The 26,221-nt window shown below is 72.7% G+C and carries 19 protein-coding genes; 5 read left to right on the top strand and 14 right to left on the bottom strand.

The window, feature by feature from the left end; translation table 11 throughout:
- Positions 1–38: 38 nt before the first annotated feature.
- Entirely contained in the window at positions 39–1,952 is a 1,914-nt protein-coding gene (dxs, locus tag ACYVLJ_RS13695) for a 1-deoxy-D-xylulose-5-phosphate synthase (protein WP_460438888.1), read from the top strand.
- 87 nt (positions 1,953–2,039) lie between these two features.
- Here dxs and ACYVLJ_RS13690 read toward each other — a convergent pair whose 3' ends face one another.
- The 5 genes from ACYVLJ_RS13690 to ACYVLJ_RS13670 are packed head-to-tail and all read right to left on the bottom strand — an operon-like array spanning position 2,040 to position 8,865.
- Positions 2,040–3,491 (bottom strand): purine-cytosine permease family protein, encoded by a 1,452-nt coding sequence (locus ACYVLJ_RS13690; RefSeq protein ID WP_460438887.1) that lies wholly within the window; start codon positions 3,489–3,491, stop codon positions 2,040–2,042.
- Entirely contained in the window at positions 3,488–4,846 is a 1,359-nt protein-coding gene (locus ACYVLJ_RS13685; RefSeq protein WP_460438886.1) for an aldehyde dehydrogenase family protein, read from the bottom strand. The genes ACYVLJ_RS13690 and ACYVLJ_RS13685 overlap by 4 nt, the downstream gene beginning before the upstream one ends.
- Entirely contained in the window at positions 4,843–6,486 is a 1,644-nt protein-coding gene (locus ACYVLJ_RS13680) for a thiamine pyrophosphate-binding protein (RefSeq protein ID WP_460438885.1), read from the bottom strand. Before ACYVLJ_RS13680 ends, ACYVLJ_RS13685 begins: the two co-directional genes overlap by 4 nt.
- Entirely contained in the window at positions 6,483–7,427 is a 945-nt protein-coding gene (gene speB / locus ACYVLJ_RS13675) for an agmatinase (RefSeq protein ID WP_460438884.1), read from the bottom strand. Before speB ends, ACYVLJ_RS13680 begins: the two co-directional genes overlap by 4 nt.
- Complete coding sequence (locus tag ACYVLJ_RS13670; protein ID WP_451973409.1) at positions 7,420–8,865, bottom strand: sodium:solute symporter family protein; 1,446 nt, start codon at positions 8,863–8,865, stop codon at positions 7,420–7,422. The genes speB and ACYVLJ_RS13670 overlap by 8 nt, the downstream gene beginning before the upstream one ends.
- Positions 8,866–8,983: 118 nt before the next feature.
- On the opposite strand from ACYVLJ_RS13670, the gene ACYVLJ_RS13665 reads away from it, so the two are divergent.
- The 3 genes from ACYVLJ_RS13665 to ACYVLJ_RS13655 are packed head-to-tail and all read left to right on the top strand — an operon-like array spanning position 8,984 to position 12,302.
- Positions 8,984–10,468 carry a PucR family transcriptional regulator gene (locus ACYVLJ_RS13665; RefSeq protein ID WP_460438883.1) on the top strand — a complete coding sequence of 495 codons (1,485 nt, stop codon included), beginning with the start codon at positions 8,984–8,986 and terminating at the stop codon, positions 10,466–10,468.
- Positions 10,469–10,503: 35 nt separating this feature from the next.
- Positions 10,504–11,181: a response regulator transcription factor gene (locus ACYVLJ_RS13660; protein ID WP_451973405.1), complete on the top strand. Its 678-nt coding sequence runs from the start codon at positions 10,504–10,506 to the stop codon at positions 11,179–11,181.
- Positions 11,178–12,302 carry a sensor histidine kinase gene (locus ACYVLJ_RS13655; RefSeq protein ID WP_460438882.1) on the top strand — a complete coding sequence of 375 codons (1,125 nt, stop codon included), beginning with the start codon at positions 11,178–11,180 and terminating at the stop codon, positions 12,300–12,302. The genes ACYVLJ_RS13660 and ACYVLJ_RS13655 overlap by 4 nt, the downstream gene beginning before the upstream one ends.
- A gap of 20 nt (positions 12,303–12,322) precedes the next feature.
- Here the strand turns inward: ACYVLJ_RS13655 and ACYVLJ_RS13650 are convergent, their stop codons facing one another.
- Positions 12,323–13,381 carry an alpha/beta hydrolase gene (locus ACYVLJ_RS13650; protein ID WP_460438881.1) on the bottom strand — a complete coding sequence of 353 codons (1,059 nt, stop codon included), beginning with the start codon at positions 13,379–13,381 and terminating at the stop codon, positions 12,323–12,325.
- A 33-nt stretch (positions 13,382–13,414) separates the two neighbouring features.
- On the bottom strand, positions 13,415–14,944 hold the full coding sequence (locus ACYVLJ_RS13645) for a CehA/McbA family metallohydrolase domain-containing protein (protein ID WP_460438880.1): 1,530 nt from the start codon (positions 14,942–14,944) through the stop codon (positions 13,415–13,417).
- Positions 14,945–15,013: 69 nt separating this feature from the next.
- Here ACYVLJ_RS13645 and ACYVLJ_RS13640 point away from each other — a divergent pair, with 69 nt between their 5' ends.
- Positions 15,014–15,442, top strand: coding sequence for a hypothetical protein (locus ACYVLJ_RS13640; protein ID WP_460438879.1), 429 nt, complete (start codon positions 15,014–15,016; stop codon positions 15,440–15,442).
- Here ACYVLJ_RS13640 and ACYVLJ_RS13635 read toward each other — a convergent pair.
- The 7 genes from ACYVLJ_RS13635 to ACYVLJ_RS13605 all read right to left on the bottom strand — a co-directional run bounded on the left by ACYVLJ_RS13635 (position 15,439) and on the right by ACYVLJ_RS13605 (position 26,209).
- Complete coding sequence (locus ACYVLJ_RS13635) at positions 15,439–17,550, bottom strand: fatty acid beta-oxidation multifunctional protein (protein WP_460438878.1); 2,112 nt, start codon at positions 17,548–17,550, stop codon at positions 15,439–15,441. The two genes, ACYVLJ_RS13640 and ACYVLJ_RS13635, sit on opposite strands and share 4 nt — an antisense overlap.
- Positions 17,550–18,740, bottom strand: a complete 1,191-nt coding sequence (locus ACYVLJ_RS13630) for a thiolase family protein (protein WP_451974277.1) — start codon at positions 18,738–18,740, stop codon at positions 17,550–17,552. The genes ACYVLJ_RS13635 and ACYVLJ_RS13630 overlap by 1 nt, the downstream gene beginning before the upstream one ends.
- 186 nt (positions 18,741–18,926) lie before the next feature.
- Positions 18,927–19,547 (bottom strand): DUF998 domain-containing protein, encoded by a 621-nt coding sequence (locus tag ACYVLJ_RS13625; RefSeq protein ID WP_451973393.1) that lies wholly within the window; start codon positions 19,545–19,547, stop codon positions 18,927–18,929.
- Between the two features lie 86 nt (positions 19,548–19,633).
- A complete protein-coding gene (locus tag ACYVLJ_RS13620; protein ID WP_451973391.1) occupies positions 19,634–21,226 on the bottom strand; it encodes an allophanate hydrolase in 1,593 nt (530 codons plus the stop codon).
- Positions 21,223–24,750 carry an acetyl-CoA carboxylase biotin carboxylase subunit family protein gene (uca, locus tag ACYVLJ_RS13615; protein ID WP_460438877.1) on the bottom strand — a complete coding sequence of 1,176 codons (3,528 nt, stop codon included), beginning with the start codon at positions 24,748–24,750 and terminating at the stop codon, positions 21,223–21,225. The genes ACYVLJ_RS13620 and uca overlap by 4 nt, the downstream gene beginning before the upstream one ends.
- Positions 24,747–25,382 carry an urea amidolyase associated protein UAAP2 gene (locus ACYVLJ_RS13610; protein WP_451973387.1) on the bottom strand — a complete coding sequence of 212 codons (636 nt, stop codon included), beginning with the start codon at positions 25,380–25,382 and terminating at the stop codon, positions 24,747–24,749. Before ACYVLJ_RS13610 ends, uca begins: the two co-directional genes overlap by 4 nt.
- Positions 25,379–26,209, bottom strand: a complete 831-nt coding sequence (locus ACYVLJ_RS13605) for an urea carboxylase-associated family protein (protein ID WP_460438876.1) — start codon at positions 26,207–26,209, stop codon at positions 25,379–25,381. Before ACYVLJ_RS13605 ends, ACYVLJ_RS13610 begins: the two co-directional genes overlap by 4 nt.
- Positions 26,210–26,221: the final 12 nt, after the last annotated feature.

Here is a 26,221-nt window from a genome sequence, read left to right as displayed (position 1 = left end):
CGGACGCGGGGCGTGCCGAACGAGTGAGGTGGAGACGAGTGACGTTGCTGGAGTCCGTGAACGGACCGGCGGACCTGAAGCGCATGAGTGTCGAGGACCTCGGCGAACTGGCCGCGGAGATCCGGGACTTCCTCGTCGACAAGGTCCGCCGCGCCGGCGGGCACCTGGGGCCGAACCTCGGCGTCGTCGAGCTGACACTGGCGCTGCACCGCGTGTTCGACTCGCCGCGCGACGCGATCGTCTGGGACGTCGGGCACCAGGCCTACGTGCACAAGATCGTCACTGGTCGCGCGGGCGGCTTCGACCGGCTGCGCCAGACCGGCGGCGTCACCGGTTACCCCTCGCGCGCGGAGAGTGACCACGACTGGGTGGAGAGCAGCCACGCGTCGTCCGGACTGTCCTATGTGGACGGCCTGGCGAAGGCGTTCCACCTGGACGGTGGCGGGCGGCACGCGGTCGCCGTCGTCGGCGACGGCGCGCTCACCGGCGGCATGTGCTGGGAAGCGCTCAACAACATCGCCGCGCACCGCGAGCGCCCGGTCGTCATCGTCATCAACGACAACGGCCGCTCCTACTCGCCGACCATCGGCGGCCTCGCCGACCACCTCGCAGCGCTGCGCCTGCAGCCGGGCTACGAGCGGCTGCTCGACGGCGGCCGCGAGATCCTCAAGCACACCCCGGTCGTCGGGAAACCGATCTACGCCGCGCTGCACGCCGCGAAGGCCGGGCTGAAGGACGCGCTGAGCCCGCAGGCGATGTTCTCCGACCTCGGCCTGAAGTACCTCGGCCCGGTCGACGGCCACGACCAGGTGGCGCTGGAGAAGGCCCTGCACAGCGCGAAGGCGTTCGGCGGCGCGGTGATCGTGCACGTGGTGACCGAGAAGGGCCACGGCTACGCGCCCGCGGTCAACCACCAGGCCGACCAGATGCACCAGACCGACCCGATCGACCCGGAGACCGGCCTGCCGCCGGTGAAGGGCCCGAGCTGGACCGGCGTGTTCGGCGACGAGCTGGCGAAGATCGGCGCCGAGCGCGAGGACGTCGTCGCGATCACGGCGGCGATGCTGCGCTCGACCGGTCTGGAGAAGTTCGCCGAGGCGTTCCCGGACCGCTGGTACGACGTCGGCATCGCCGAGCAGCACGCGGTCACCTCCGCCGCGGGGCTGGCGATGGGCGGGCTGCACCCGGTGGTCGCGATCTACTCGACGTTCCTCAACCGCGCGTTCGACCAGGTGCTGATGGACGTCGCGCTGCACCGCCAGCCGGTGACGCTGGTGCTGGACCGCGCCGGCATCACGGGCCCGGACGGCCCGAGCCACCACGGCATGTGGGACCTCTCGCTGCTCGGCATGGTCCCGGGCATGCGCGTGGCCGCGCCGCGCGACCCGGCGACGCTGCGGGAAGAGCTGCGCGAGGCCGTCGCGGTCTCCGACGGCCCGACCGCGCTGCGGTTCTCGAAGGGCAAGGTCGGCACGGACGTCGCCGCGGTCGAGCGCCTGGGCACGGTCGACGTGCTGCGCCGCCCGGTCGAAGGCGCGGACGTGCTGCTGGTGACGGTCGGTCCGTTCGCGACGCTGGGCCTGGCGGCGGCTGCCCGGCTGGCCGACCAGGGCATCGGCGTGACGGTGGTCGACCCGCGCTGGGTGCTGCCGGTCCCGGCGGAGCTGGTGGCGCTGGCGTCCCAGCACAAGCTGGTGGTGACGGTGGAGGACAGCGGCCGCCACGGCGGCTTCGGCTCGGCCTTGGCAGCGGTCTTCCGCGACGCCGAGTGCGACGTGCCGCTGCGGGACCTGGCGGTCCCGCAGACGTTCCACGACCTCGGCAGCCGTGACGAGGTGCTGGGCCGCATCGGCCTGACGGCGCAGGACGTGGCCCGCCGGGTGACGGAGTGGGCGTCCGGCCGGCTCGGGTCGGCTTCGGAAGCCGAGCACAAGGACGTCAACCGCCGCTGAGCGGGCCCGACATCGGTGGGCACCGAAACTGTCGGTGCCCACCGGTAAAGTGGAAAACGGGGGGCGCCCCGGGCGAGGAGGCCGCGGTCAGGTCTCGGCGGGCACCGTGAGGACGGTCGCCGGGGCGGGGACCGAGCCGAAGACCTCGGGTGGCTCCGGGAACAGCTTCACCAGCGCCGGATAGGCCACCGCCGCCGTCAGCAACGTGACCAGCAGGCTGATGTCCACGCCGCCGGCGATGTCGCGCAACGGTCCCGCGATCATCGGCGTGTTCGCGCACAGCAGGCCCAGCGTCGTCGCCGGGATCCAGGCCGCCATCGCGCGCCAGTTGACGCCGCGGGCGAACCAGTACCGGCCGCCGCGGCGGCCTTCGTTGAACACCTGCAAGTCCGCCACGTCGTAGAAACCGCGGCGCTGGACGAAGCCGATCATCATGATCACCATCCACGGGGACGTGCACAGCACGATCAGCGTCGCGAACGCGTTGATGCTCGACACCATGTCCAGCACGAAGTTGCCGACGAAGATGAACGCCACGCTCAGCGTGCCGATCAGCACCGTCGCCTGCACCCGCGACAGGCGCGGGAAGATCGAGCTGAAGTCCAGGCCGGTGCCGTAGAGCGACGTCGTGCCGGTGGACAGGCCGCCGATCAGGGCCACCACGATCAGCGGGATCGCGTACCACAGCGGGGAAATCGCCGTCAGGCCGGTGATGTAGTCGGCCGGGTCCGCGACCAGCGTCGCCGTCGCGATGCCGAAGCCGAACGGCAGCAGCGTCGCCACCTGGGCCAGGAACGGCGCTGTGAGCAGAGAGCGCTTGCTGAACGACGACGGGATGTAGCGCGCCCAGTCGCCCAGGAACGCGCCGAAGCTGATCGGGTTGGCCAAGGCGGTCAGTGCGGCCAGGGTGAACGTCGGCCAGAACGTGCCCAGCGCGTACGTTCCCGTGCCCGCGTAGCCCGGGTCGAACGTGCCGCCGTAGGCCAGGACGCCCAGCAGCATGATCACCGTGCCCAGCACCACCGCGATCCGGTTCACCAGCAGCATGAACCGGTAGCCGTAGATGCACACGACCAGCGTCGCGATCGCGATGACGCCGTACGCGACACCGCGCAGCACCTCGCCGCCGTCGAAGCCGAACAACCTTTGCGCCGCGCCGGCCACCGCGTCGCCGCTGACCCAGACCGAAATCGCGAAGAACGTGATCGCCGTCAGCAGCGACAGGAACGACCCGACGCACCGGCCCACCACGCCGAAGTGCGCGCCGGACGACACCGCGTTGTTGGTGCGCGTCCGCGGCCCGAACAACGCCATCGGCGCCAGGACCAGGCCGCCGACGACGACGCCGAGCGCTGTCGCCAAGGCCGCGTCGCGGAAGCTCAGGCCGTACGCGATCGGCAGCGTGCCCAGGATGATCGTGGCGAACGTGTTCGCGCCGCCGAACGCCATCCGGAACAGGTCGCGCGGGCGTGACGTCTGCTCTTCCGGCGGGATCGGCGCGATGCCGTTGTGCTCGACCTCCGTCACGCGCGCGCTCATGCGAACCTCGTCATGACGTGCTTGACGCGCGTGTACTCGGCGAAGCTGTACCCCGAGAGGTCCTTGCCGTGCCCGGAGTGGCCGAACCCGCCGTGCGGCATCTCGGCGACCAGCGGCCCGTGCGTGTTGACCCACACGCAGCCGAAGTCCAGCCCGGCCGAGACCCGCGCGGCGATCGCCAGATCGCGAGTCCAGACCGACGACGCCAGCCCGTACGGGACGCCGTTGGCCAGGGCCACGCCCGCGGCTTCGTCCGAAAAGGACTGGACGGTGACGACCGGGCCGAAGATCTCCTCCTGGACGATCTCGTCGTCCTGGCGCAGCCCCGAAACCACGGTGGGGGAGAAGTAGAACCCCTTCGCACCGAAGCGTGACCCGCCGGTCTCGACGCGGGCGTGCGCGGGCAGGCGCGAGATCAGGCCCTCGACGCGCGAGAACTGCGCCGCGCTGTTGAGCGGCCCGTAGTCGACGCCCGGCGTCTGTGCGGCAGCCGTCTTGGCCAGCGCGGCGACGAAGTCGTCGTGGATCGACTCGTGCACCAGCACGCGGCTGCCCGCCGTGCAGTCCTGACCCGCGTTGTAGAAGGCCGCGCCCACGATGCCCTCGGCGGTCGCGGCCAGGTCGACGTCCGGGAAGACCAGCAAGGGCGCATTGCCGCCCAGCTCCAGGTGGGTGCGCTTGAGGTCGGCCGCCGCCACGGTCGCGACGTCGATGCCCGCGCGCGTCGAGCCGGTGATCGAGACGAGGTCCGTGATCGGGTGCTTGACCAGCGCGCGGCCGGTGTCGCGGTCGCCGGTCAGCACGGTGAACGCGCCCTCCGGCAGGAACTCCGCCGCGACCTCGGCCAGCAGCACGGCCGTGGACGGCGTCGTCTCGGCCGGCTTGAGCACCACGGTGTTGCCCGCCGCCAAGGCCGGCGCGATCTTCCAGACGGCCATCATCAGCGGGTAGTTCCACGGCGCGATCTGCGCGCAGACACCGACCGGCTCACGGCGGATCACCGACGTGTGGCCCGCCGTGTACTCCCCGGCCGCCGTGCCCTCCAGCTGTCGCGCGGCGCCCGCGAAGAACCGCAGAGCGCTGACGCACTCCGGGATTTCCTCCTCCAGGACGACTGCGCGGATCTTGCCGGTCTCGCGCACTTCCAGGTCGGCGAACTCGGCCGCCCGTGCTTCGAGCGCGTCGGCGATCTTCAGCAGGGCCAGCTGTCGCTGGGCGGGGGTGCTGCGCCGCCAGACGTCGAACGCCTTCGCGGCCGCTTCGAGCGCGGTGTCCACGTCGGCCTGCGAAGCGATTTCACTGGTGCCGAACACTTCGCCGGTCGAGGGGTCGGTCAGGTCGAGCGTGCGGGTCATGCCTTCTCCAGGTGGGTCGGCGCGAACAGCTTCAACAGGGCGGGCAGGACGACCACGGACGGGCCCGGCGTGCGCAGTGCTTCGGCGAGGTCCGCGCCTACCGTGTCCAAAGTGGACAAGACTGCGGGGACGCCGAATGAGGACGCCAAAGCCACGAAGTCGGGGCGAGTCAGCTCGGTCGCCGTCGTGTGGCCGAAGGCGTCGGTGAGGTACTCGCGCAGGACGCCGTAACCGCCGTCGTCGACGACCAGCCACGTGACGTCCAGGCCGTGCTGGACCGCGGTGGCCAGCTCGGCGACGCCGTACATCGCGCCACCGTCCCCCGACACGGCGAGCGTCGGCCGCCCGGCGACGGCGCCGCCGAGCGCGCCCGGCAGGCCGTAGCCCAGCCCGCCCGCGCCCTGCGCGGTGTGGATCGGCGCGCCCTCGGGGTTCCACGCCGACCAGGCCCAGTACGCCGCGATCGTCATGTCCCAGAACGTCTGCGTGCCCTCCGGCAGCGCCGCGCGGATGTCGTCGATCAGCTTCCGCTCGACGGCCAGGTCCTGACCGTCCAACCGCGACTCGACCGCCGCCAGAAGAGAAGAAACCGCGGCCTCGGCCCGCCCGTCGGACGCCCGCATCGGCACCCACTCCAGCAGCGCCTGCAGCGCGAGCTTGACGTCGGCGTGGATGCCCAGGCCCGGGTAGTTCGACTCCAGCTTGCCGAGGTCGGCCTCGACCTGGATCACCTGGCCGCGCGGCGCGAACTCGCGGTAGTTGCTGGACAGCTCGCCGAGCCCGGACCCGAGCACCAGCAGCACGTCGGCGTCCGCCAGGAACTCCGTCGTGTGCCAGTCCTCCATCCACGAGCGCCCGGACAGCTCGTGGTCCCAGCCGAAGACGCCCTTGCCGCCGAACGTCGAGATCACGGGTGCGCGCAGCGCCTCGGCCAGCGCCTTCAGCTCGGCGTGCGCGCCGGACCGCACCGCGCCGCCACCGGCCAGGATCACCGGGTTCGCCGCCGAGGCCAGCAGATCGGCCGCCGCGGTGACCAGCTCCGGCAACGGTTCCAGCACCGGGGGAGCGGCCGCCACCGACGTGATCGGCGGGACGCCGGCCGGGCCGAGCAGCACGTCCTGGGGGATCTCGACCCACACCGGGCCGTAGGGCGCGGTCGCCGCCGCCGTCCAGGCTTCCCGCAGCGCCGAAGGGATCTGGCTCGCGCGCCGCACGACGTGCACCGACTTGACGACGTCGCGGAAGCTCGCCTGCTGGTCGGGCAGCTCGTGCAGGTAGCCGTGGCGGCCGCCGCCGAGCCCGGGCACCGGGACCTGGCTGGAGATCCCGAGCACGGGCACCGACGCGGCGCGCGATTCCTGCAGGGAAGCCAAGGTGAGCAACGCACCCGGGCCGGTCGACACGACCAGGGGCGTCACCGGCACCGGGCCTTCGGGGTTCGCGGCGAGCCGCGCGCGGGCGTACCCGTCGGCGGCGAACGCGAGGTTGTTCTCGACGCGCCCGCTGATCACGCGCACGTCCCCGGCCCGCCGGAGCGCTTCGAACAGGCCCAGCGCGTGCTGGCCCGGCAGCCCGAACACCGTGTCGGCGCCGAGCGCCCGCAGGGTTTCGACGACGACGTCGCCGCCGATGCGGGTCATTCGCCCTTCCCCAAGGCCAGCAGGCTCACCAGGTCGTAGGCGACGTGGGAGGCCGCGATGGCCGTGATCTCGGCGTGATCGTAGGCCGGGGCGAGCTCGACGACGTCCGCGCCGATCAGGTTGAGGTCGCGCAGCCCGCGCAGGATCTCCAGCAGCTCGCGGCTGGTCATCCCGCCGGCCTCGGGTGTGCCGGTGCCGGGCGCGTGGGCCGGGTCGAGCACGTCGATGTCGACCGAGACGTACAGCGGCCGGTCGCCGATGCGCTGCCGCAGCGCGTCGACGGTCTCGGCGACGCCGCGGCGCAGGACGTCGCCCGAAGTCACGATGCCGAAGCCGAGCCGGCGGTCCTCTTCGAGGTCCCGCTTGCCGTACAGCGGGCCGCGGGTGCCGACGTGCGACAGCGCGCTCGTGTCGAGGATGCCCTCCTCGGACGCCCGCCGGAACGGCGTGCCGTGGGTGTACGGCTCGCCGAAGTAGGTGTCCCAGGTGTCGAGGTGCGCGTCGAAGTGCAGCAGTGCAACGGGTCCGTGCTTCTTCGCCGCCGCCCGCAGCAGCGGCAGCGCGATGGTGTGGTCGCCGCCGACGGTCACCAGCCGCGTGCCGTCTGCCTGCAGCGCTTCGGCTTCCTGCTGCAGCGTCTCGATGGCTTCGCCGATGTTGAACGGGTTTATCGCGATGTCCCCGGCGTCGACGACCTGCCGCTCCTCGAAGGGGGAGACGTCCAGCTCCGGGTGGTACGGCCGCAGCAGGCGGCTCGCCTCGCGCACGGCCGCCGGGCCGAACCGCGCGCCGGGCCGGTAGGACACGCCGGAGTCGAACGGGACCCCGACGACGGCGACGTCGGCGCGCTCGACCTGGTCGATCCGCGGTAGCCGCGCGAAGGTCGCGAAACCGGCGAACCGGGGAACGCGCGACGAGTCGAGGGGTCCGAGGTTAGGCACTGCTGGGCTCCTGTTCGCGGGTCGGGATTTCGGTGTCTTCGCCGTTGAGCCGGCGGGTCCAGGTGGACAGGATCGAGTCGGCCGTCCGCGGGGTCGCGAAGCTGACGGCCAGGTAGACGACCAGGCTCGCGCCGAGGCCCCAGTAGATCGGGGAGTTGGCGTCGACGCCGTCGATGATCATGAAGGCGACCACGGACACGGTGCCGGCGATCATCGACGCGTACGCGCCCTGCCGGGTGCCGCGCTTCCAGAACAGCGCGCCGACGATCGCGACCAGGAGGCCGCCGACCAGGATGTCGTAGGCGATGGTGAGCGCGTTGACGACGTCGTCGACGACCATCGCGATGCCGATCGCGACCAGGCCGAGCACGAGCGTGGTGATCCGGTTGCGGCGGACCTCGCCGCCCTTCTTCAGGCCGATCTTGGTCAGCAGGTCGGACGTCGTGGTGGTGGAGCAGGCGATGAGCGCGCCGCTCGCCGTCGACATCATCGCCGAGAGCGCGGCGGCCAGCACCAGGCCGCGGACGCCGGTCGGCAGCAGGCGTTCGACGATCGTCGCGAAGGCGTCCTGCGCGCTGGCGAGGTCCGGGTACAGGGCGTGCGCCGCGGTGCCGATCAGGGCCCCGGCCAGGCCGTAGACCAGGCAGTAGACGCCGGAGGTGATGCCGCCGGACGTCGCGATCCCCGGCGTGCGGGCGGTGAACACGCGCTGCCAGATGTCCTGGCCGATCAGCAGGCCGAAGGTGTAGATGACGAAGTACGTGATGATCGTGTCGGTGCCGATCGAGGTGAAGCTGAAGAAGCTCGCGTCGAGCTTTTGGCTCATCCCGGAGAAGCCGCCCGCCGAGGTGATCGCGACCGGCAGAAGGATCAGCAGGATGCCGATGGTCTTGATGACGAACTGGGCGATGTCGGTGAGCGTGATCGACCACATGCCGCCGAGCACCGAGTAGAGCACGACGATCGAGCCGCCGATCGCGATGCCGGCCCAGTTCGGCAGGTCGAACAGCACCTTGAAGATGGAGGCGAAGGCCAGCGTCGAGGTGACCGTGAGCATCAGGGTGTAGCCCCACATGACGACGCCGGACACCGCGCTGGTGCGGCCGCCGTAGCGCAGGTCGAGCATCTCGCCGACGGTGTAGACCTTCAGCCGGACCAGCCGCCGCGCGAACAGCGCGTGCAGCACCAGGATGCCGACGCCGATGGTGACGACCAGCCACATGCCGGAGATGCCGTAGGTGTAGCCGAGCTTCACCCCGCCCACGGTGGACGCGCCGCCGAGGACGACGGCCGACATCGTGCCGGAGTACATGAACCAGCCCAGCCGCCGCCCGGCGACGAGGTAGTCGGACTTGGTCTTGGCGAGCCGGAGGCCGTACCAGCCGACCCCGAGCATGCCCGCGATGTACAACGCGATCACGGCGTAGTCCCCGGTCACGGTGTCCTCCTCACGTCGTTTCGGGTCACCGTAGGTTCGGCCGCCACCCTTCCGGCATGGGATGATTCATCCCCAAGTCGACATGTTCGGGGATGTGATGACCCAAAACCTGGAATCGTTGTCCGCCGAAGTGAATGTCCCGTTACGGGACGTGGTCGGCAACCGGGAGCTCGCCCTGGAGGTCGTCCGCGAGACGCTGCGGCCGGGCGCGCTGGACCTGCCCGTGCGCTGGGCCCACGTCAGCGAGCTGCAGGACCCCGCGCCCTACCTGGTGGGTGGCGAGCTGATCCTCACCGCGGGGGTGAACCTCCCGGAGCGGATCGACCGGTACGTGCGCGGCCTGCGCGAAGCCGGGGTGACGGCGCTGGGGTTCGGGCTCACCCCGACGGTGTTCGAGACGCTGCCCGAGCCGTTGCGCCGGGCCTGCGCGCGGCACGGGCTGCCGTTGCTGGTGGTGCCCGCGCGGACGCCGTTCCTCGCGGTCAACCGGGCGGTGTCGGTCGCCCTGACCGAGGCCGGGCAGCGCGAGCAGCGGCGGATCACGGTGGCGCGGGAGGCGTTGACCCGCGCGGCCGGTGGCGGGCTGGGCGAGCTGACGTCGTCGCTGGCCGGGCAGCTGCGGTCGTGGGTCGCGCTGGTCGGGGCCGGAGACGTCCTGGCCTCGGCGCACGACGCGCCCACGCCGTTGCCGCCCGAGGTCCGCGAGCTGGTGGCGACCGTGCGGGCGGGCAGCGGCATCCGCAGCGCGACCACCGAGCTCGGTGCCGGGTTCGTGGTGGTCCAGCCGGTGTACCCGCAGGCGACGGCGTCGCACCTGGTGGTCGTCGGCCGGTCCCGGCGCTTCGACGGCGCCGAGCGGGCCATCCTCGCGGTCGGCGCGGCCCTGCTGGGCCTGGTGGGCCGGGCGGGGTCGGACGCGGCCGAGCTGGGCGCGGCGGCGACCGGGCTGCTGCTGGGCCGGGCGGCGCCCGGGGAGGTCGCCCGCGCGCTGGTCGGCTCGGACGTCGTCCGGCTGGTCGCCGGGGTGGCCCACCGGCGGGGACCGGACGAGGCGGCCCAGCGACCCGACTGGCTGCGCGCGCGGCTCGACACGCCGCTGGTCTCGGTCCGGTCCGGCCGGTTCGTGGCGATCGCGGGGTCCGCGCCGCCGCTCCCGGCGCTGGAGGACCTGCGCGCCCACGGCTGGCTGGCGGCGGTGGGTTCCCCGGCACCGGCCGCACGGCTGTCCGAGAGCGAGGTCGACTTGCTGCTGGCGCGGGCGCAGGCGCTCGGCCGTCCGGTGGTCGCGGGGGACTCGCCCCTGGACTTCGACGCTTTGGTCACCCCGGGCGCCGCGGCGGGGTTCGCGGCGAAGGCCCTGGAACCGCTGGTGGCCTTGGACGCGGCGGGGGACCGGTCCTTGGTGCGCACCTTGCGGACGTGGCTGGCCCACCACGGCGGCTGGGAGCCGACGGCCGCGGAACTGGGCGTGCACCGCAACAGCGTCCGGCACCGGATCGCGCAGGTGGAGAAGGCGCTGGGAGTGGATTTGGCGGATCCCGAGGCCCGGATGCGGCTGTGGTTCGCCCTCCGGTGGGCTTCACCGGATCCACAAAGTCCTTAAAGGGCACTCTCAGGAAAATATGGGATTGTGGGTTCGTGCGAGTTTTGGTAGTCGAGGACGAAGAACCCCTGGCCGATGCGATCGCGCGCGGGCTGCGCCGGGAGGGCATGGCCGTGGACGTCGCGCTCACCGGGGACGACGGGCACGAGAAGGCCGCCGTCACGCGGTACGACGTCGTGTTGCTGGACCGGGACCTGCCCGGGATGTCCGGGGACGAGCTGTGCCGGGAGATCGTCGCGTCCGGGGAGCTGACCCGGGTGCTCATGCTCACCGCGAGCAGTTCGGTGTCCGACCGCGTCGACGGGCTGTCGCTCGGCGCCGACGACTACCTCGCGAAACCCTTCGCCTTCCCCGAGCTCGTCGCGCGGGTGCGGGCGCTGGGCCGCCGTGCCACGCCGGCCGCGCCGCCGCTGCTCACCGCCGGCGACGTCGAGCTCGACCCCGCCAAGCGCACCGTGCGCCGGGCGAGCGGGCCCGTCGAGCTGACGCGCAAGGAGTTCGGCGTGCTCGAGGTCCTCCTGCAGGCCGCCGGGTCCGTGGTCAGCAGCGAGGAACTGCTCGAACGCGTCTGGGACGAGAACGCCGACCCGTTCACCACGACGGTCCGGGTCACCGTCATGACGCTGCGCAAGAAGCTCGGCGAGCCGGGGATCATCGAGACCGTCGTCGGCTCCGGGTACCGGGTGCCGGAGCCCGGCGTACAACGCGCGTGAACCTGCCGGGCACCCGCAGCCTCCGCGCCCGGATCACCCTGCTGGCGACCGTGCTGGTCGCCGCCGTCAGCCTGCTGCTGCTGTGGCTGGCCTGGACGCTGGTGCGGGACTCGCTCGACGCGGTCCCGCAGATGCCGCCCGGCAGCGTGGTGGTCGTCGACGGCGTCCAGGTCGACGCGTCGACGCTGGCCGAGCACCTGCGCGTGCACGCCCGCGACCGGATGCTGCTGTTCGGCTCGATCGCGTTCCTGCTGGTGGTGGCGGCCGCGGCGATCCTCGCCTGGACGTTCACCTCGCGCGTCCTGCTGCCGCTGCGCGAGATCACCGGCACCGCGCGGCGGCTGTCGGTCGAGTCGCTCGGGGAGCGGATCGGCGAGGTGCGGTCGCGTGACGAGCTGGCGGAGCTGGCGAGCACGTTCGACGACATGCTCGACCGCCTCCAGGCCGCGTTCGACGCGCAACGCCACTTCGTCGCGAACGCGAGCCACGAGCTGCGGACGCCGCTGTCGGTGATCCGCACCGAGCTGGACGTCACCCTGACCGACGACGCCGCCGACGAGGCCGAGCTGCGCCGGATGGGCGGCGTGGTCCGCGACGCCACCGAGCGCGCCGGGCAGCTGGTGAACTCGCTGCTGCTGCTGGCCCGCACCGACGGCGCCGGGCTCGGCGTCCGCGAGCCGGTCGACCTGGTGGTCGTCGTCGACCGGGCGTGGCACGCGGTGCGGCTCGAGGCCGAGAAGCGCGGCATCCGGGCGTCGTTCGCGATGGCGCCGGCGCCCGCGTTCGGCGACCCGGCGCTGCTGGAGCGGATCGCGGGCAACCTGCTGGAGAACGCCGTCCGCCACAACGTCGAGGGTGGCTGGCTGGAGGTCGCGACCCAGGCCGGGCCGCAGTGGTCGACGCTGCGGGTCCGGTCGTCGGGCGGGCTCGTCGACCCGGCGGCGGTGGCCGAGCTGTTCGAGCCGTTCCGCCGGGCCGGGGTGGCCCGCACGGCCCGGCACGGCGCCGGGCTCGGGCTGTCGATCGTCCGCGCGGCCGTGGCGGCCCACGGCGGAAGCGTGGCGGCAGAACCGATCGTGGGCGGCGGCCTCGGCGTGACGGTCCACCTGCCCGTGCGGTAGAAGTCTGCCGCGGCTGTCCCTCACGACCGGCTGAGTGCGAGGCCGGCGCGGAGGACTCCGGCCGCGTGGAGCATCGCCGCGCGGGCGTCCGGGTCTATGCCGACGCGGTTCGCGAAGCCGTGTAGCTGGCCTTCGTGACAGCGGTGGACCACGGGAACTCCGGCTGCGGCGAGGCGGCGAGCGTAGGCCTCGCCTTCGTCGCGGAGCAGGTCGAAGCCGCACGTTGCCACGTACGTCGGCGGGAGGCCGGCCAGGGCGTCGTCGTAGAGGACCGAGGCTCGGGGGTCTTGGTAGGAACCGGGGTCGCGCAGGTACTGCGAGCGGTACCAAGCCCATTCGTCCCGGTCGAGGCGGAAGCCGGAGCCGAACCGGCGGTGGGACTCCGACGAGCCGAGTGCGTCCGTCGCCGGGGTCAGCAGCAGGCTGAACGCCGGGCGTGGCAGCTCGCCGCGGGCCGCCGCGTGGGCGACCACCGCCGCGAGGTTGCCGCCGCTGCTGTCGCCGCCCACCGCGAGCCGGGCCGGGTCCACGCCGTAGTCCTGAAAATGGGACGACACGTGGGAAAACGCCGCCACGGCGTCCGAAGCCGCCGCTGGGAACGGGTGTTCCGGCGCCAGCCGGTAGCCGATCGACAGCACCCGCACGCCGGCCTCCTCGGCCAGCAGCCGGCACGCGCCTTCGTGCGTGTCGAGACTGCCGAGCACGATCCCGCCGCCGTGGAAGTACACGATCGCCGGACCCGGCGACGGCAGCCCGGCCGGTTCGTACAGCCGCAGCGGCAGCGGCCCGCCCGGCCCGGGCCACGACGAGTCGCGCGTCCGGACGCCCGGGCAGATCCCGGCGCCGGCCAGCGCGCCCGCCAGGTTCAGCTCCGCCCGGGCCCGCGCGAGGCTGCCGTTCTGGTGTGGCGCGTCGAAGGGCGCGAGCCGCGACACCCGCATCAGCACCCGGGCGGACAGCACCGGCGCCCGCCCGTCGACCACCACCGGGGGGCCGGCGACCACGCGCAGCACCGGCTCCGGCAGCCGCAGCAGGAGCCGCAGCCCGGTCATCACGGCCTGGACGAGCAGTCGTCTCACACCGAGTACATCGGACGGTCGACGCCGGGGGTTTCAGCGCACGTCGACGAAAACCGGGTTCGCGTACAGCCAGAGGTCCTCGAACGGGTTCGCCTGCCCGAGGACGTCCGGCGTCGGCTCGCCGGCACCGGACGTGCCGCGGACCCGCGTGTAGAACGGCGCCCGCACGTTCCGGAAGGTGTGCCGGTACACGACCTGCCGTCCGGGCGCCCACCGCGGCTCGAACGACTCGACGACCCGGGTGCCCGGTGCCGTCATCGTGTCGGGGTCGGCCACCGGGCCGGTGACGGGCCCCGCGACGACGTCCAACCGGGCCAGCCGCGGGATCGAGCCGCCGCCGTTCGGCCGGGACGCCAGCCGCGCGGACACCACGAGCGTGACGTCCGAACCGCGCCGCACCCGCAGCCGGCCGCCCAGCGTCGCCGACGAACCCCCGCCGTACACGCCGACCTGCAGGTCCTGCGCCAGACCGCCGTGCGTCAGCCAGATCCGCCCGGCCCGAAGGCCCTCGAGGACGCCTTCGAGGCTTCGCCGCGTGACGCCGACGTACGTGCGGCTGAACTCGCCGGGGTAGAAGTCGGCGTAAGGCGCGAGCAGCTGCGGCGAGCCGGTGTCGACCGGGTCCGGGAACTTCCCGTGCGTGTCGTACCAGTCGCCCGGCACGTCCGGCCGGACCAGCGTGTCGCCGCGGTTGTAGTGCGAGTCGGAGTTCGTGGTGATCCACCACGGCTTGCCCTCGGCGAGCATCGAGTCCCACAGGCCGCCGACCTTGGCCGTGGCCCAGTCCCAGCCGCCGAACGTCCGGTACGCCTCGGCCGGGAAGCCCGGCCACGAGTTCGGGCCCGGGCTGTTGGCGTAGCCGCCGCGGGCGCCGCCGTTGCCGAGCGGCTTCGGGAAGCCGTCGGCCTGCGCGCCGGGCGCGCCTTCCATGCCGATCACGATGTCCGGCGCGGCGTCGCGGTAGGCGCGCAGCTCGTGCGGCGCGACACGGCCGTTGCGCAGCGGGTGGTTGACCAGCACGACCGGCGCGTGGATCCGCCGCGCGCGTTCCTCGTCGGAGAGCCAGCGCAACGCGCGCAGCGCCAGGGCCTCGTTCGCCGGGCTCGACGCCTCGGAGTTCGTCAGCCGCCAGTCGAAGGTCCGCTCGAACTCGCGCAGCTTGGCCGCCTGTGCCGGACCGGCCTGGAAGAACACCGTGGCGTGCTCGGCGCCCGGGACGTTCCACTCCATGCCGTGCCACAGCAGCAGGTCCGGGTACTTGCGCCGCGCGGCGAGGAAGTCCGCCTCGGTCGGCTCGACCGACACCTTCTCGTGCTCGGCGTGGCCGTGGTCGGTGAAGACGATCCAGTCGGCGCCGTGCGCGCGCCCGCCGCGGGCGATCTGGTCGATCCGGTACATCGCGTCGTACGAGTACTGGCTGTGCGTGTGGTGGTCGCCGACCAGCCACTGATAACGGCCGCACAGCCGGTCGAGATCGAGGTTTTCGGAGGCGGGGAGCGGAATGCCCGCGGCGGCGGCCGCGAGCCCGGCGCCCTTGAGGAACCGGCGTCTGTCGGAGGTCACGGCGGGACGCTAAGCCGTGCCGGTGAACGAAGGGTGTCCCGGCGGCCAACGTGTGCTGTGATCTTGGACGTGGACGACAAGCCCCTGGCCCGCGTGCTCGCGCCGGTGATCGCGCTGGCCCTGGCCGCCGGCGTCGGGCTGGCGTTCTTCGTCGCCGCGCTGAAGCGCCCGCCGGACCTGCCGGTCGACACGAACCCGGCGCCCCTGGCGGGCCATTCGCTGTGCGCGGCGGTCGTCCTGGTCTTCCCGACGGACGACGAGATGCGGGCGACGGCGCGCTCCTTCCACGACGACCCGAAGGCGCGGCGGGTCTTCGTGGACCCGCCGTCGGTCTCGCTGCTCGCCGTCCCGGGCACCGACCTGAAGGCCTGGGCGCAGGAGCTGCACGCCCGCTTCCGGACCGCCGAGCGCGTCACGGTCATCGACGCGGACGCGACGGCGGCGCAGCTGAAGCTCAGTGCGCCGCCGCCGAAGTGCCCCCGCGAGGGCGAGTACTAGCTCGCCGGGACCGAAGCCACGCCCGGGGCGAGGAACGGCTTGCCGTTCACCCGCTCGGAGACGCCGGAGCGGTCCAGGTACGGCGTGATGCCGCCGTTCCAGAACGGCCAGCCCGCGCCGAGGATCAGGCACAGGTCGATGTCCTGCGCCTCCGCGACCACGCCCTCGTCGAGCATGATCCGGATCTCCTCGGCGATCGCCGCCAGGGCCCGCTCGCGCACCTGCTCCGAAGTGGACGGTTGGTCGCCCTGCGTCCACAGCTCGACGACCTCGGGGTCGGGGGACTGGTTGCCCTGGTCGTCCCAGACCCAGACGCCCTTCTTGCCCGCCTTGACGAACTTCGCGAGGTTCTCGGACACGGTGAACCGGTCCGGGAACGCCTCGTGCAGCGTCTCGCCGACGTGCAGCGCGATGGCCGGGCCGACGAGCTGCATCAGCGTCAGCGGCGACATCGGCAGGCCGAGCGGCTCGAGCGCGCCGTCGGCGACCTCGAACGGCGTGCCTTCGTCGACGGCCACCAGGACCTCGCCGAGGAAGCGCAGCAGCAGCCGGTTGACGACGAACGCCGACGCGTCCTTCACCAGCACGCTGGACTTCTTCAGCTGCTTGCCGACCGAGAACGCCGTCGCGAGCGACGCGTCGTCGGTCTTCTCACCGCGGACGATCTCCAGCAGCGGCAGCACGGCGACCGGGTTGAAGAAGTGGAAGCCGACGACCCGCTCGGGGTGCTGCAGCTTCGACGCCATCGCCGTGATCGACAGCGACGACGTGTTCGTCGCGAGGATCGCCTCGGGGGAGACGTGCTGCTCCAGCTCGGCGAACACCTGCTGCTTGACGCCCAGCTCCTCGAACACGGCCTCGATGACGAAGTCGGCGTCGGAGAACGCGGCCTTGTCGAGCGAGCCGGTCACCAGCGCCTTGAGCCGGTTCGCGCCGTCCGGCGAAAGCCGCTTCTTGGCCAGCAGCTTGTCGATCTCGGTGTGGACGTACCCGACACCCTTGTCGACGCGCTCCTGGTCGACGTCGGTCAGCACGACCGGCACCTTGAGGCGGCGCACGAACAGCAGCGCGAGCTGGCTGGCCATCAGGCCGGCGCCGACGATGCCGACCTTGTTCACCTTGCGGGCCAACGACTTGTCCGGCGCGCCGGCCGGGCGCTTGGCGCGCTTGTTGACCAGGTTGAACGAGTACAGCCCGGCACGCAGGACGTCGGACATGAGCAGCTCGGCGAGGCCGTCGGTCTCGGCCGCGTAACCGCGGTCGAGGTCGTTCTCGCGGGCCAGCTCCAGCAGTTCGACCGCCTTGGTCGCGCCCGGCGACGCGCCGTGCGTGCGACCGTCCACAAGGGACTTGGCGCGGGCGATGGCGGCGTCCCAGCCGGAGCCGCGGTCGATCTCGCGGCGGGCCGGGGTGATCTCGGCGTTGACCACCTTCGCCAGCCACAGCAGCGACTGCTCGAGGTAGTCGGCCGAGCCGAAGACCGCGTCGACGATGCCGAGCTCGGCCGTCTGCTTGACGTTCAGCATCTTGTTCTGCGCCAGGGCGTTCTCGATGATCACCGTGACGGCGGCGTCCGCGCCGATGAGGTTCGGCAGCAGCTGCGTGCCGCCCCAGCCCGGGAACAGGCCGAGGAAGACCTCGGGGAACGCGATGGCGGCGGTGTTCTCCGAGAGCGTCCGGTAGTGGCAGGACAGCGCCAGCTCCAGGCCGCCGCCCATGACCGCGCCGTTGATGAAGCCGAACGTCGGGATCTCGGTCTCGGTGAGGCGGCGGAAGACGTCGTGCCCGGTCTGGGCGATCTCGCGCGCCAGCTCCGGGTCGCTCACGGACTCGACGCCGGAGAGGTCGGCGCCGACGGCGAAGATGAACGGCTTGCCGGTGACCGCGATCGCGGCGGGCTCGGCCTCGAACGCCTTGTCCAACGCGGAGTTCAACGACACGAGACCCTGGGGGCCGAAGGTGTTCGGCCGGGTGTGGTCGTGGCCGTTGTCGAGCGTGATCAGCGCGACGGGCTTGGTGAGCCCGGGCACCTTCACCAGCCGCGTCACGGCGTGGGTGACGACCTCGTCCGGGAACGCGGCCTTCGCTTCTTCAGCGGTGAAAGTCATTACTTCGCCCCCTCGAACGCCGGGTTCTCCCAGATCACGGTGCCGCCCATGCCGATGCCGATGCACATCGTCGTCATGCCGTACCGCACGTCGGGCCGCTCCGCGAACTGGCGCGCCAGCTGCGTCATGAGCCGGACGCCGGAGGAAGCCAGCGGGTGGCCGCACGCGATGGCGCCACCCCACTGGTTCACGCGCGGGTCTTCGTCGTCGATGCCGAAGTGGTCGAGGAAGGCCAGCACCTGCACGGCGAAGGCCTCGTTGATCTCGAACAGGCCGATGTCGTCGATCGACAGGCCGGTGCGCTTGAACAGCTTCTCGGTGGCGGGCACCGGGCCGATGCCCATGACCTCCGGCTCGACGCCGGCGAAGGAGTAGCCGACCAGCCGCATCGCGACGGGCAGGCCCAGCTCGCGGGCGGTCTCCTCGTCGGCGAGGATCGACGCGGTGGCGCCGTCGTTGAGGCCCGCGGCGTTGCCCGCGGTGATCCGGCCGTGCGGGCGGAACGGCGTCTTCAGCCCGGCGAGCTGCTCGATCGTGGTGCCGGGGCGCGGCGGCTCGTCCTCGGTGGCCAGTCCCCAGCCGAGGTCCTTCGACCGGGTGGCGACGGGGACCAGCTCCGGGCCGATCTTGCCGGTCTTGACGGCTTCGGCGTAGCGCTCCTGGCTGCGCGCGGCGTAGGCGTCGGTGCGCTGCTTGGTGATCGCGGGGAAGCGGTCGTGCAGGTTCTCCGCGGTCTGGCCCATGACGAGCGCGGTCGGGTCGACGAGCTTGTCGGCGATGATCCGCGGGTTCGGGTCGACGCCCTCGCCCATCGGGTGGCGGCCCATGTGCTCGACGCCGCCGGCGATGGCGATGTCGTAGGCGCCGAAGCCGATGCCGGACGCGGCGGTCGTGACGGCGGTCATCGCGCCGGCGCACATGCGGTCGATCGCGAAGCCGGGCACCGACTTGGGCAGCCCGGCCAGCAGCGCGGCCGTGCGGCCGATGGTCAGGCCCTGGTCGCCGATCTGGGTGGTGGCGGCGATGGCCACCTCGTCGACGCGCTCGGGCGGCAGCTCCGGGTGCCGCCGCAGCAGCTCGCGGATGGCGTTGACGACGAGGTCGTCGGCGCGGGTCCCGGCGTAGATGCCCTTGTCGCCGGCCTTGCCGAAGGGGGTCCGTACCCCTTCGACGAAGGCGACGTTGCGCACGCCCCGCGCGTTCGGCGCGAGCGGCGTTGCTGGTGCGGCCACGAATGCTCCATTAGTAGACGTCTGCGTTCGTTCGGGGGTCCGGGTGGCGGAGCCCCCGGCCCGGGGCCAAGCCCCGGTTGTCACTGCCCGCACGATAGCCCTTGTTACCCGTCGGTAACCAGTGGTGTGGCCCGGTCGAGTGGGCTACGGCACACTCTTGGGCGTGAGCGTCCCGCCCTTGACGAGCCACGCGACGCCGAACGCCCACACCGCGGCGCTCTCCAGCCACAGGGCCGGGTGCATCTCGGGCACCAGCTGCAGCCGGCTCGTCACGGCGATGAGCACCAGGGCGGCGAGGATCACGACACCGCAGACGCGGTAGACGACGCCGACGCCGGGCGGCTGCTCGCCGTCGTGGGGGAACAGGCGCAGGCAGAAGTAGGCGAGGGAGAGGAAGAACACCGCGGCGAACACCAGGTGCAGCACGCCCGAAGTGCGGTCCCAGCCCGTCACGGTCCCGCCGGGCGTGGTCGGGAAGAGCGCGAGCCCGATCGCGCCGAGCCCGGCGACGGTGCTCGCGATGTTGTCGACGCGGTCGTGGCCGTAGTACGCGAGCAGGAACACCCCGGCCGCGCACATCGCGCCGACGAAGACGTCCCGCAGATCGCTGTAGTAGTAGCCGCTGAGGGACCCGATGAGGTCGCCGCCCTGCACGAGCTGCTTGCCGAAGATCAGGACGAACGGCAGCGCGAGGCCGATCAGCCCGATCGCCCGGCGCAGGTAGAGGTAGGAGTGGACGAGCGGGGTTTCGGTCGCCGTGGTCATGGCCGCCTCCGGGGAGTTGTTACCGGGTACATCGGCAGGCCCGGCGCGGTCGCTGAAGGCTCGTTACCGCGCCGGGCAGCTGATCGTTACCCGCCGAGGTGCGCCCGCCAACCGCCCTTGGCGGAAATGTCTTCCGCGCCCTCCGTCGCCGCCGGTTCGCACAGGAACCCGGACACCCTCGAGCCGTCCGCCAGTTCCACCTTCCCGATCGCCAGGGGCGCCGGGATCCGCGAGACGAACTCGCCGAACCCGCGGGCCGGCAGCTCCCAGACCTCGGCCGCGATCGGGACGCCGCCGGACGGGACGCGAACCAACCCCGGCTTCGGCGGGACCGTGTCCAGCGCGTACAGCCGGTACGACGCCGAAGTGGACACCTCCGAGACGAACCGGCCGCCCCTCGACGTCAGTTCGTGGTTCAGCGGCTGCCCGCGCAGGTGCGCGCCGACCACGACGATCGGGACCCGCTCGCCGCGCAGGCCCGCCAGCGCCGCCAGTTTCAGGTCGTCGTGCGGGGCGCCGACCAGCATCACGCCGAACGGGCGCCCGGCCACCGGGTCCGCCGGGACGGCGAGGGCGGACAGCCCGAACAGGTTGGTCGAGTTGGTGAACCGGCCCAGCCGCGCGTTGACCGCCACCGGGTCCGCGGCGACCTCGGCGATCGTGGGGTGCTCGGTCGTCGTGGGGACCAGCAGCGCGTCGACGCCGGCCAGCGTCGCCAGTGCTTCGGCGCGCAGTCCGGTCAGCTTCGCCTGGTCCGCGAACAGCCGGTGGGCCGGGATGTCCCGGGCGCCGGTGATGATGCCGTGCACGACCGGGTCGCAGTCGTCCGGGTGCGCGTCCAGGAACTCGCCGACCGCCGTGTACCGCTCGGCGACGAACGCGCCGCCGTACAGCAGTTGCGCGGCCTCGAGAAAAGCCGATATGTCCACAGTGGTCACTTCGGCGCCGGCCGCGGCGTAGTCCTCGACGACGGCCGCGAAGGCCGCCGCCCAGCCGTCCGCGAGGGGGCCGAGGTGGTCGGGCACGCCGAGGCGGAACCGTCCCGTGTGGACCTGCGCGGGTTCGGCCAGGCAGGTCAGGGCGAACGACGCCTCCTCGACCGTCCGCGCGAACAGGGACACGCAGTCGATGCTCGCGCACGCCGGGACGACGCCCTCGGTCGGCAGCAGGCCGGGTGTCGGCTTGAGCCCGACGATCCCGTTGTACGCCGCCGGGATCCGGCCGGACCCCGCGGTGTCCGTGCCCAGCGCCAGGTCCACGATGCCCAGCGCGACGGCCACCGCCGAGCCCGAGCTGGACCCGCCCGACACGTACGCCGGGTCGACGGCGTTGCGCACCGCGCCGTACGGGCTGCGCGTCCCGACCAGCCCGGTCGCGAACTGGTCCAGGTTCGTGGTGCCGAGCACCAGCGCCCCGGCGGCCCGCAGCCGCGCGACGACCGGCGCGTCCGCCTCCGGCTTGTACGCGTACGCCGGGCAGCCCGCCGTCGTCGGCAGGCCCGCGACGTCGATGTTGCCCTTGACCGCGACGAGCTTGCCGTGCAGCGGCAGCCCGCGTTCCCCCAGCGCCGCGGCTTCGGCCAGCACCTCGGCTTCGGGCCGCAGGTCGATCCAGATCTCCGGCCGGTCCACCTGCTCGATCCGGCGGTACGCGGCCCGGACGCGCTCGACGAGGCTCATCCGAGCACCACCAGGGGCGTGCCGGGGGCGACCTGGTCGCCGGGGGACACGAGCACTTCGACCACCTCACCGCCGGCCGGCGCGGGGATCCGCGCCTCCGTCTTCATCGCTTCCAGCGTCACCAGCGACTGGGCGTCTTCGACGCGCTCGCCCGCCGCGACGTCGACCCGCCACACCGTCGCCGCGAACGGCGCCTCGACGACGTGCCCGCCCGGCGGCGCCTCGACGCGCTTCGGCGGCCGCGTCACCGGTTCCGGTTTCGGGTCGAACTCGCCCGCCGCGGCCCACGCCCGCCGTTCGGCTTCGAACGCCGCCGACTGCGTCGCCCGGAATCCGGCGATGCTGCCGGCGTTGTCCGCCAGGAACTTCTGGTAGTCGGCCAGCTTGAACTCACCGTCGCGGGTGTCGAGCGCGAGCTGCCCGGACGAGCTTTGCGCGCGCAGCTCCAGCAGTTCGTCCGCGGACACCGGGTACCAGGAGATCCGGTCGAAGAACCGGAGGTTCCACGGCTGCTCGCCGCCGTGCCAGCTGTTCCACACCTGGACCGTCCGGCCGACGAACTGGTAGCCGCCCGGGCCCTCCATGCCGTAGATGCACAGGTACGCGCCGCCGATGCCGACGGAGTTCTCCGCGGTCCACGTGCGCGCCGGGTTGTACTTCGTCGTCACCAGGCGGTGGCGCGGGTCCAGCGGGGTTGCGACCGGCGCACCGAGGTAGACGTCGCCGAGCCCGAGCACGAGGTACTCCGCGTCGAACACCGTGCGGTAGACGTCGTCCACACTGGACAGTCCGTTGACGCGGCGGATGAACTCGATGTTCCACGGGCACCACGGCGCGTCGTCGCGCACGCCGGTCATGTACCGCTCGATCGCCTCGCGGGTCGCCGGGTCGTCCCACGACAGCGGCAGCCGGACGCTGCGGCTCGGCACCACCAGGTCCGCGGTCGGCGGCAGGTCCCGCTCCAGCTCGCGCACGAGCCCCAGCGCCTTGCCGACCGGCAGCGCGTCCGGGTCGACGTGCACCTGCAGCGACCGGATGCCCGGGGTCAGGTCGACGATCCCCGGCACGCCCTCTCCGGCCAGCCGCTCGGCGAGCGCGTGCACGCGCATCCGCAGGGCGAGGTCGAGCTTCATCTCGCCGTACTCGACGAGGAGGTTGTCGTCGCCGCTGCGGCGGTAGGTGACCGACGGCTCTTCGTCCGAAGAGGACTGCCGCCCGAGGACACCGCCGTCGTGCCGGCCGTCCCTGGTGGACGTCACGGCCGAAGCGGGCCGCCGCCGCAGCGCCGCCGCGTGGTCGGTGTCGATCGGCACGAACCGCACGGTGTCGCCCGGGCGCAGCTGCCCGAGCTTCCACCGCTCGCCGGTGGCGACCGTCGCCGGGCAGACGAACCCGCCCAGGCTGGGCCCGTCCGGGCCGAGCAGGATCGGCAGGTCGCCGGTGTAGTCGACGGCGCCGATCGCGTACGGCGTGTCGTGGATGTTCGACGGGTGCAGGCCCGCCTCGCCGCCGTCCGCGCGCGCCCACTTCGGCCGCGGCCCGACGAGCCGGACGCCGGTGCGCGCCGAGTTGAAGTGCACCTGCCAATCGGTGGCGTAGAACGTGTCGACGTCCTCGGGCGTGAAGAACTCGGGTGCCGCGTGCGGTCCCTCCAGGGCGCCGATCGTCCAGTGGGACGCGAACTCCGGGCGTTCGGCCACCGGGCCGACCACGGGGTCCGCGGGTTCCGGCCCGGGGTGGAGGACGTCGCCCGCGGCCAGCGCGCGGCCGCCGTGCCCGCCGAACCGGCCGAGGGTGAACGTCGCCGTGCTGCCGAGGAACCGCGGCACGTCGACCCCGCCGCGGACCAGGACGTAGCTGCGCAACCCGGCCGTGCACGCCCGGACGTCGAGCGTCGCGCCGGCGGGCACCTCGACCGGTGTCCACAGGGGAATCTCGACGCCGTCGACGAGCACGGTGGTCGGCGCCCCGGTGACGCACACCCGCGTGGCGTGCGAGAACCGCAGTGTCACCCCGTCCACAGTGCACTCGAGGCCGGGCGCGCCCTCGGGGTTGCCCAGCGCGAGGTTGCCCAGCCGCAGCGAAAGATCGTCCATCGGGCCGCTCGGCGGGACGCCGACGTGCCAGAACCCGGTGCGGCCCGGCCAGTCCTGCACGGTCGTCATCGTCCCGCCGCGCACGACGTCGATCCGCGGCTCGGCATCGTCGATGCCGTCCAAAGTGGACGTGTCGTGCGCGGCCGCCCCGAACGCCGCGTCGGCGGCCGCCGCGCGCAGCTGGCCGAGGTTGGTGCGCACGCCGTCGACGCGGGTCGCGGCGAGCGCTTCCCGCAGGTTCTCCAGGGCCCCGGCGCGGTCGGTGCCGGTGCAGATCACCTTGGCCAGCAACGGGTCGTAGTGCGTGGTGACGGTCGTACCCGGCTCGACCCAGGTGTCCACCCGCGCGTCCGCGGGGAACGCGACGTGCGTGACGAGGCCCGCGCTCGGCCGGTGCCCGGCGCTCGGGTCCTCGGCGTACACGCGCGCCTCGACGGCGTGCCCGCGCGCGACCGGCACCGCGCGGAACATCGCGCGGTCGCCCTGCGCGAGCCGCAGCATCCAGGCGACCAGGTCGACGCCGTACACGGCTTCGGTGACCGGGTGCTCGACCTGCAGCCGCGTGTTGACCTCGAGGAACGCCGCCTCGCCGCGTTCGGGGTCGTAGACGTACTCGACCGTGCCCGCCGAGCGGTACCGCACCGACGAGCACAGCGCGACGGCCGAGTCCACCAGCCGGCCGCGGACCGCGTCCGGCAGGTCCGGCGCCGGGCACTCCTCGACGACCTTCTGGTTGCGCCGCTGCAGCGAGCAGTCGCGCGTGCCCAGCGCCAGGACCTCGCCGAAGCCGTCACCGAACACCTGGACCTCGACGTGCCGGGCGTGGCGCACCAGCCGTTCGAGGAACACACCGGAGTTCGCGAAGCTCTTGGCCGCGATGCTCTGCACGGATTCCCAGGCCGCGCGCAGCTCGTCCGGCGTCGCGCAGGCGCGCATGCCGATCCCGCCCCCGCCGCCGGTCGCCTTGAGCATCACCGGGTAGCCGATGGCGTCCGCCCGCGCCAGCGCTTCGTCCACATCGGACAGGAGGCCGGTGCCGGTCAGCAGCGGCACGCCCGCCGCGACGGCCGCCTCGCGCGCGGTGTGCTTGCTGCCGAACACCTCCAGGTGCTCCGGGGCCGGCCCGGCGAACGCGAGCCCGGCGTCCTCGCAGGACCGCGCGAACGCCGCGTCCTCGGACAGGAACCCGTACCCGGGGTGCACGGCGTCGCAGCTGGTTTCGAGCGCGGCGGCCACGATCGCGTCGGCCCGCAGGTAGCTTTCCGCGGCCGGTGCCGGGCCGAGCCGCACGGCCCGGTCGGCGAGCCGGACGTGCGGGGCGAGACGGTCGGCGTCGGAGTGCACGGCGACGGTCTCGAGCCCGAGTTCCCGGGCCGTGCGCAGGATCCGGACGGCGATCTCGCCGCGGTTGGCGACGAGCAGCCTCACTCGCCGCCTCCGGGGGACGTCACGACCATGCGCACCGGCGTCGGGTCGAACCCGTTGCAGGGGTTGTTGATCTGCGGGCAGTTCGACACGAGCACGAGGACGTCGGTCTCGGCGCGCAGCCGGACTTCGAGGCCCGGCGCGGAGATCCCGTCGACGATGCCGAGCGTGCCGTCCGCCTCGACCGGCACGTTCATGTACCAGTTGACGTTGCTGACCAGGTCGCGCTTGCCCAGCCCCCACTTCGCGCCTTCGCTGAGGAAGTTCTCGACGCAGGCGTGCTGGAAGCGGGTGTGCTGGCCGTAGCGGAGGCTGTTGGACTCCTTGCTGCACGCGCCGCCGAGCGTGTCGTGGCGGCCGCAGGTGTCGGCGACGACGGTCAGCAGCGGTGCGCCCTCCTGGGTGCGCAGCACGCTGCCCGTGGTGAGGAAGATGTTCCCCTGCGCGGCGATCGTCGCCGCGGCGCTGTAGCGCTTCGCCGTGTCGTTCGCGTCGTAGCAGAGGAAGTCGACGGCCTGGTTGCCGCCGAGGTCGATGATCGCCAGCTCGCTGCCCTGCTTGAGCAGGGTGGAGAACGGCGCTCGCGCCGGGACGTCGAAGGTCAGCTCCAGCCGGGACTCGTATGCCGTGCTCATGCGATCCCCCGGGCGGTCAGGTAGTCGGCGGTGTTCTCGAACGCGCGCTGCGCCTCGGGCGTGTGCGTCCATTCGGGACTGTCCGGTGTGGACGGTGTGTCGCGCCAGGCGAGTATCTCGAGGTTCGTCGCGGTGTAGCCCGGCCGCGGGTCCACCGGGTGCGGCACGTTCGCGATCAGCACGACCGACGGGATTTCGATCCGCAGGTCGACGGCCTTCCCGGCCCCCGCGGAGCCGGTGAACTCGAGGCCGCCTTCGGGCTGGACCCGCACGCCCTGGAAGAACGACAGGCTGGGCGGGATGTCCCGCGGCCCGAGGCCGTTCTTGGCCGCGGCCAAGGTGAACAGCGGCAGCCCGGCGGGGGCGGGTCCCTGGGGCGCGCCGTCGCCGTAGCGCTCGGTGTTGCCGTCCACAGTGGACGTCCCGCACAGCGCGTCGTGGTGCCCGCTGGAGTCCGCGACGATCGTGGCCAGCACGCGCGCCTGGTCCGACAGCAGCGCCACCTTTTCGCCGAGGTAGGCGTTCCACTGCACCTTCACGGTGTCGGCGACGTTGAGCCGCTCCCACGGCTGGTCCGCGTTGAACAGCAGCACGTGCGCGCAGGCGTCGCCCTCGACGTCGGTCAGCCGCAGCCGTGTGCCGCGGGCCAGGACCTTGTGCGTGTAGCCGCCCCCGGCCACGGTCTCGGCCCAGGTCAGCGCCTCGGCGGCGACGCCGGGCGGCGACGGCCAGCTGCTCGCCGGGATCGACGGCATCGTTTCGACCACGGTGCCGGCCTGGGCCCGGGCGTGGTCGCGGGCGCCGTAGGTGGTGGCGGTGGTGCTCATGGACGTCCTCTC

The sequence above is a fragment of the Amycolatopsis stemonae genome (assembly GCF_054781455.1).
This window is presented reverse-complemented; position numbering and strand designations above follow the sequence as displayed.

What these genes read in the sequence shown, in the direction of transcription:
- ACYVLJ_RS13635 (WP_460438878.1), bottom strand. Translation starts at nt 17,550, where the DNA reads ATGACTTTCACCGCTGAAGAAGCGAAGGCCGCGTTCCCGGACGAGGTC.
- ACYVLJ_RS13610 (WP_451973387.1), bottom strand. Translation starts at nt 25,382, where the DNA reads ATGAGCACGGCATACGAGTCCCGGCTGGAGCTGACCTTCGACGTCCCG.
- ACYVLJ_RS13680 (WP_460438885.1), bottom strand. Translation starts at nt 6,486, where the DNA reads ATGACCCGCATCGGCGGCGACGTCGTCGTCGAAACCCTGCGGGCGCTC.
- ACYVLJ_RS13625 (WP_451973393.1), bottom strand. Translation starts at nt 19,547, where the DNA reads ATGACCACGGCGACCGAAACCCCGCTCGTCCACTCCTACCTCTACCTG.
- ACYVLJ_RS13685 (WP_460438886.1), bottom strand. Translation starts at nt 4,846, where the DNA reads ATGACCCGCACGCTCGACCTGACCGACCCCTCGACCGGCGAAGTGTTC.
- ACYVLJ_RS13605 (WP_460438876.1), bottom strand. Translation starts at nt 26,209, where the DNA reads ATGAGCACCACCGCCACCACCTACGGCGCCCGCGACCACGCCCGGGCC.
- ACYVLJ_RS13690 (WP_460438887.1), bottom strand. Translation starts at nt 3,491, where the DNA reads ATGAGCGCGCGCGTGACGGAGGTCGAGCACAACGGCATCGCGCCGATC.
- ACYVLJ_RS13620 (WP_451973391.1), bottom strand. Translation starts at nt 21,226, where the DNA reads ATGAGCCTCGTCGAGCGCGTCCGGGCCGCGTACCGCCGGATCGAGCAG.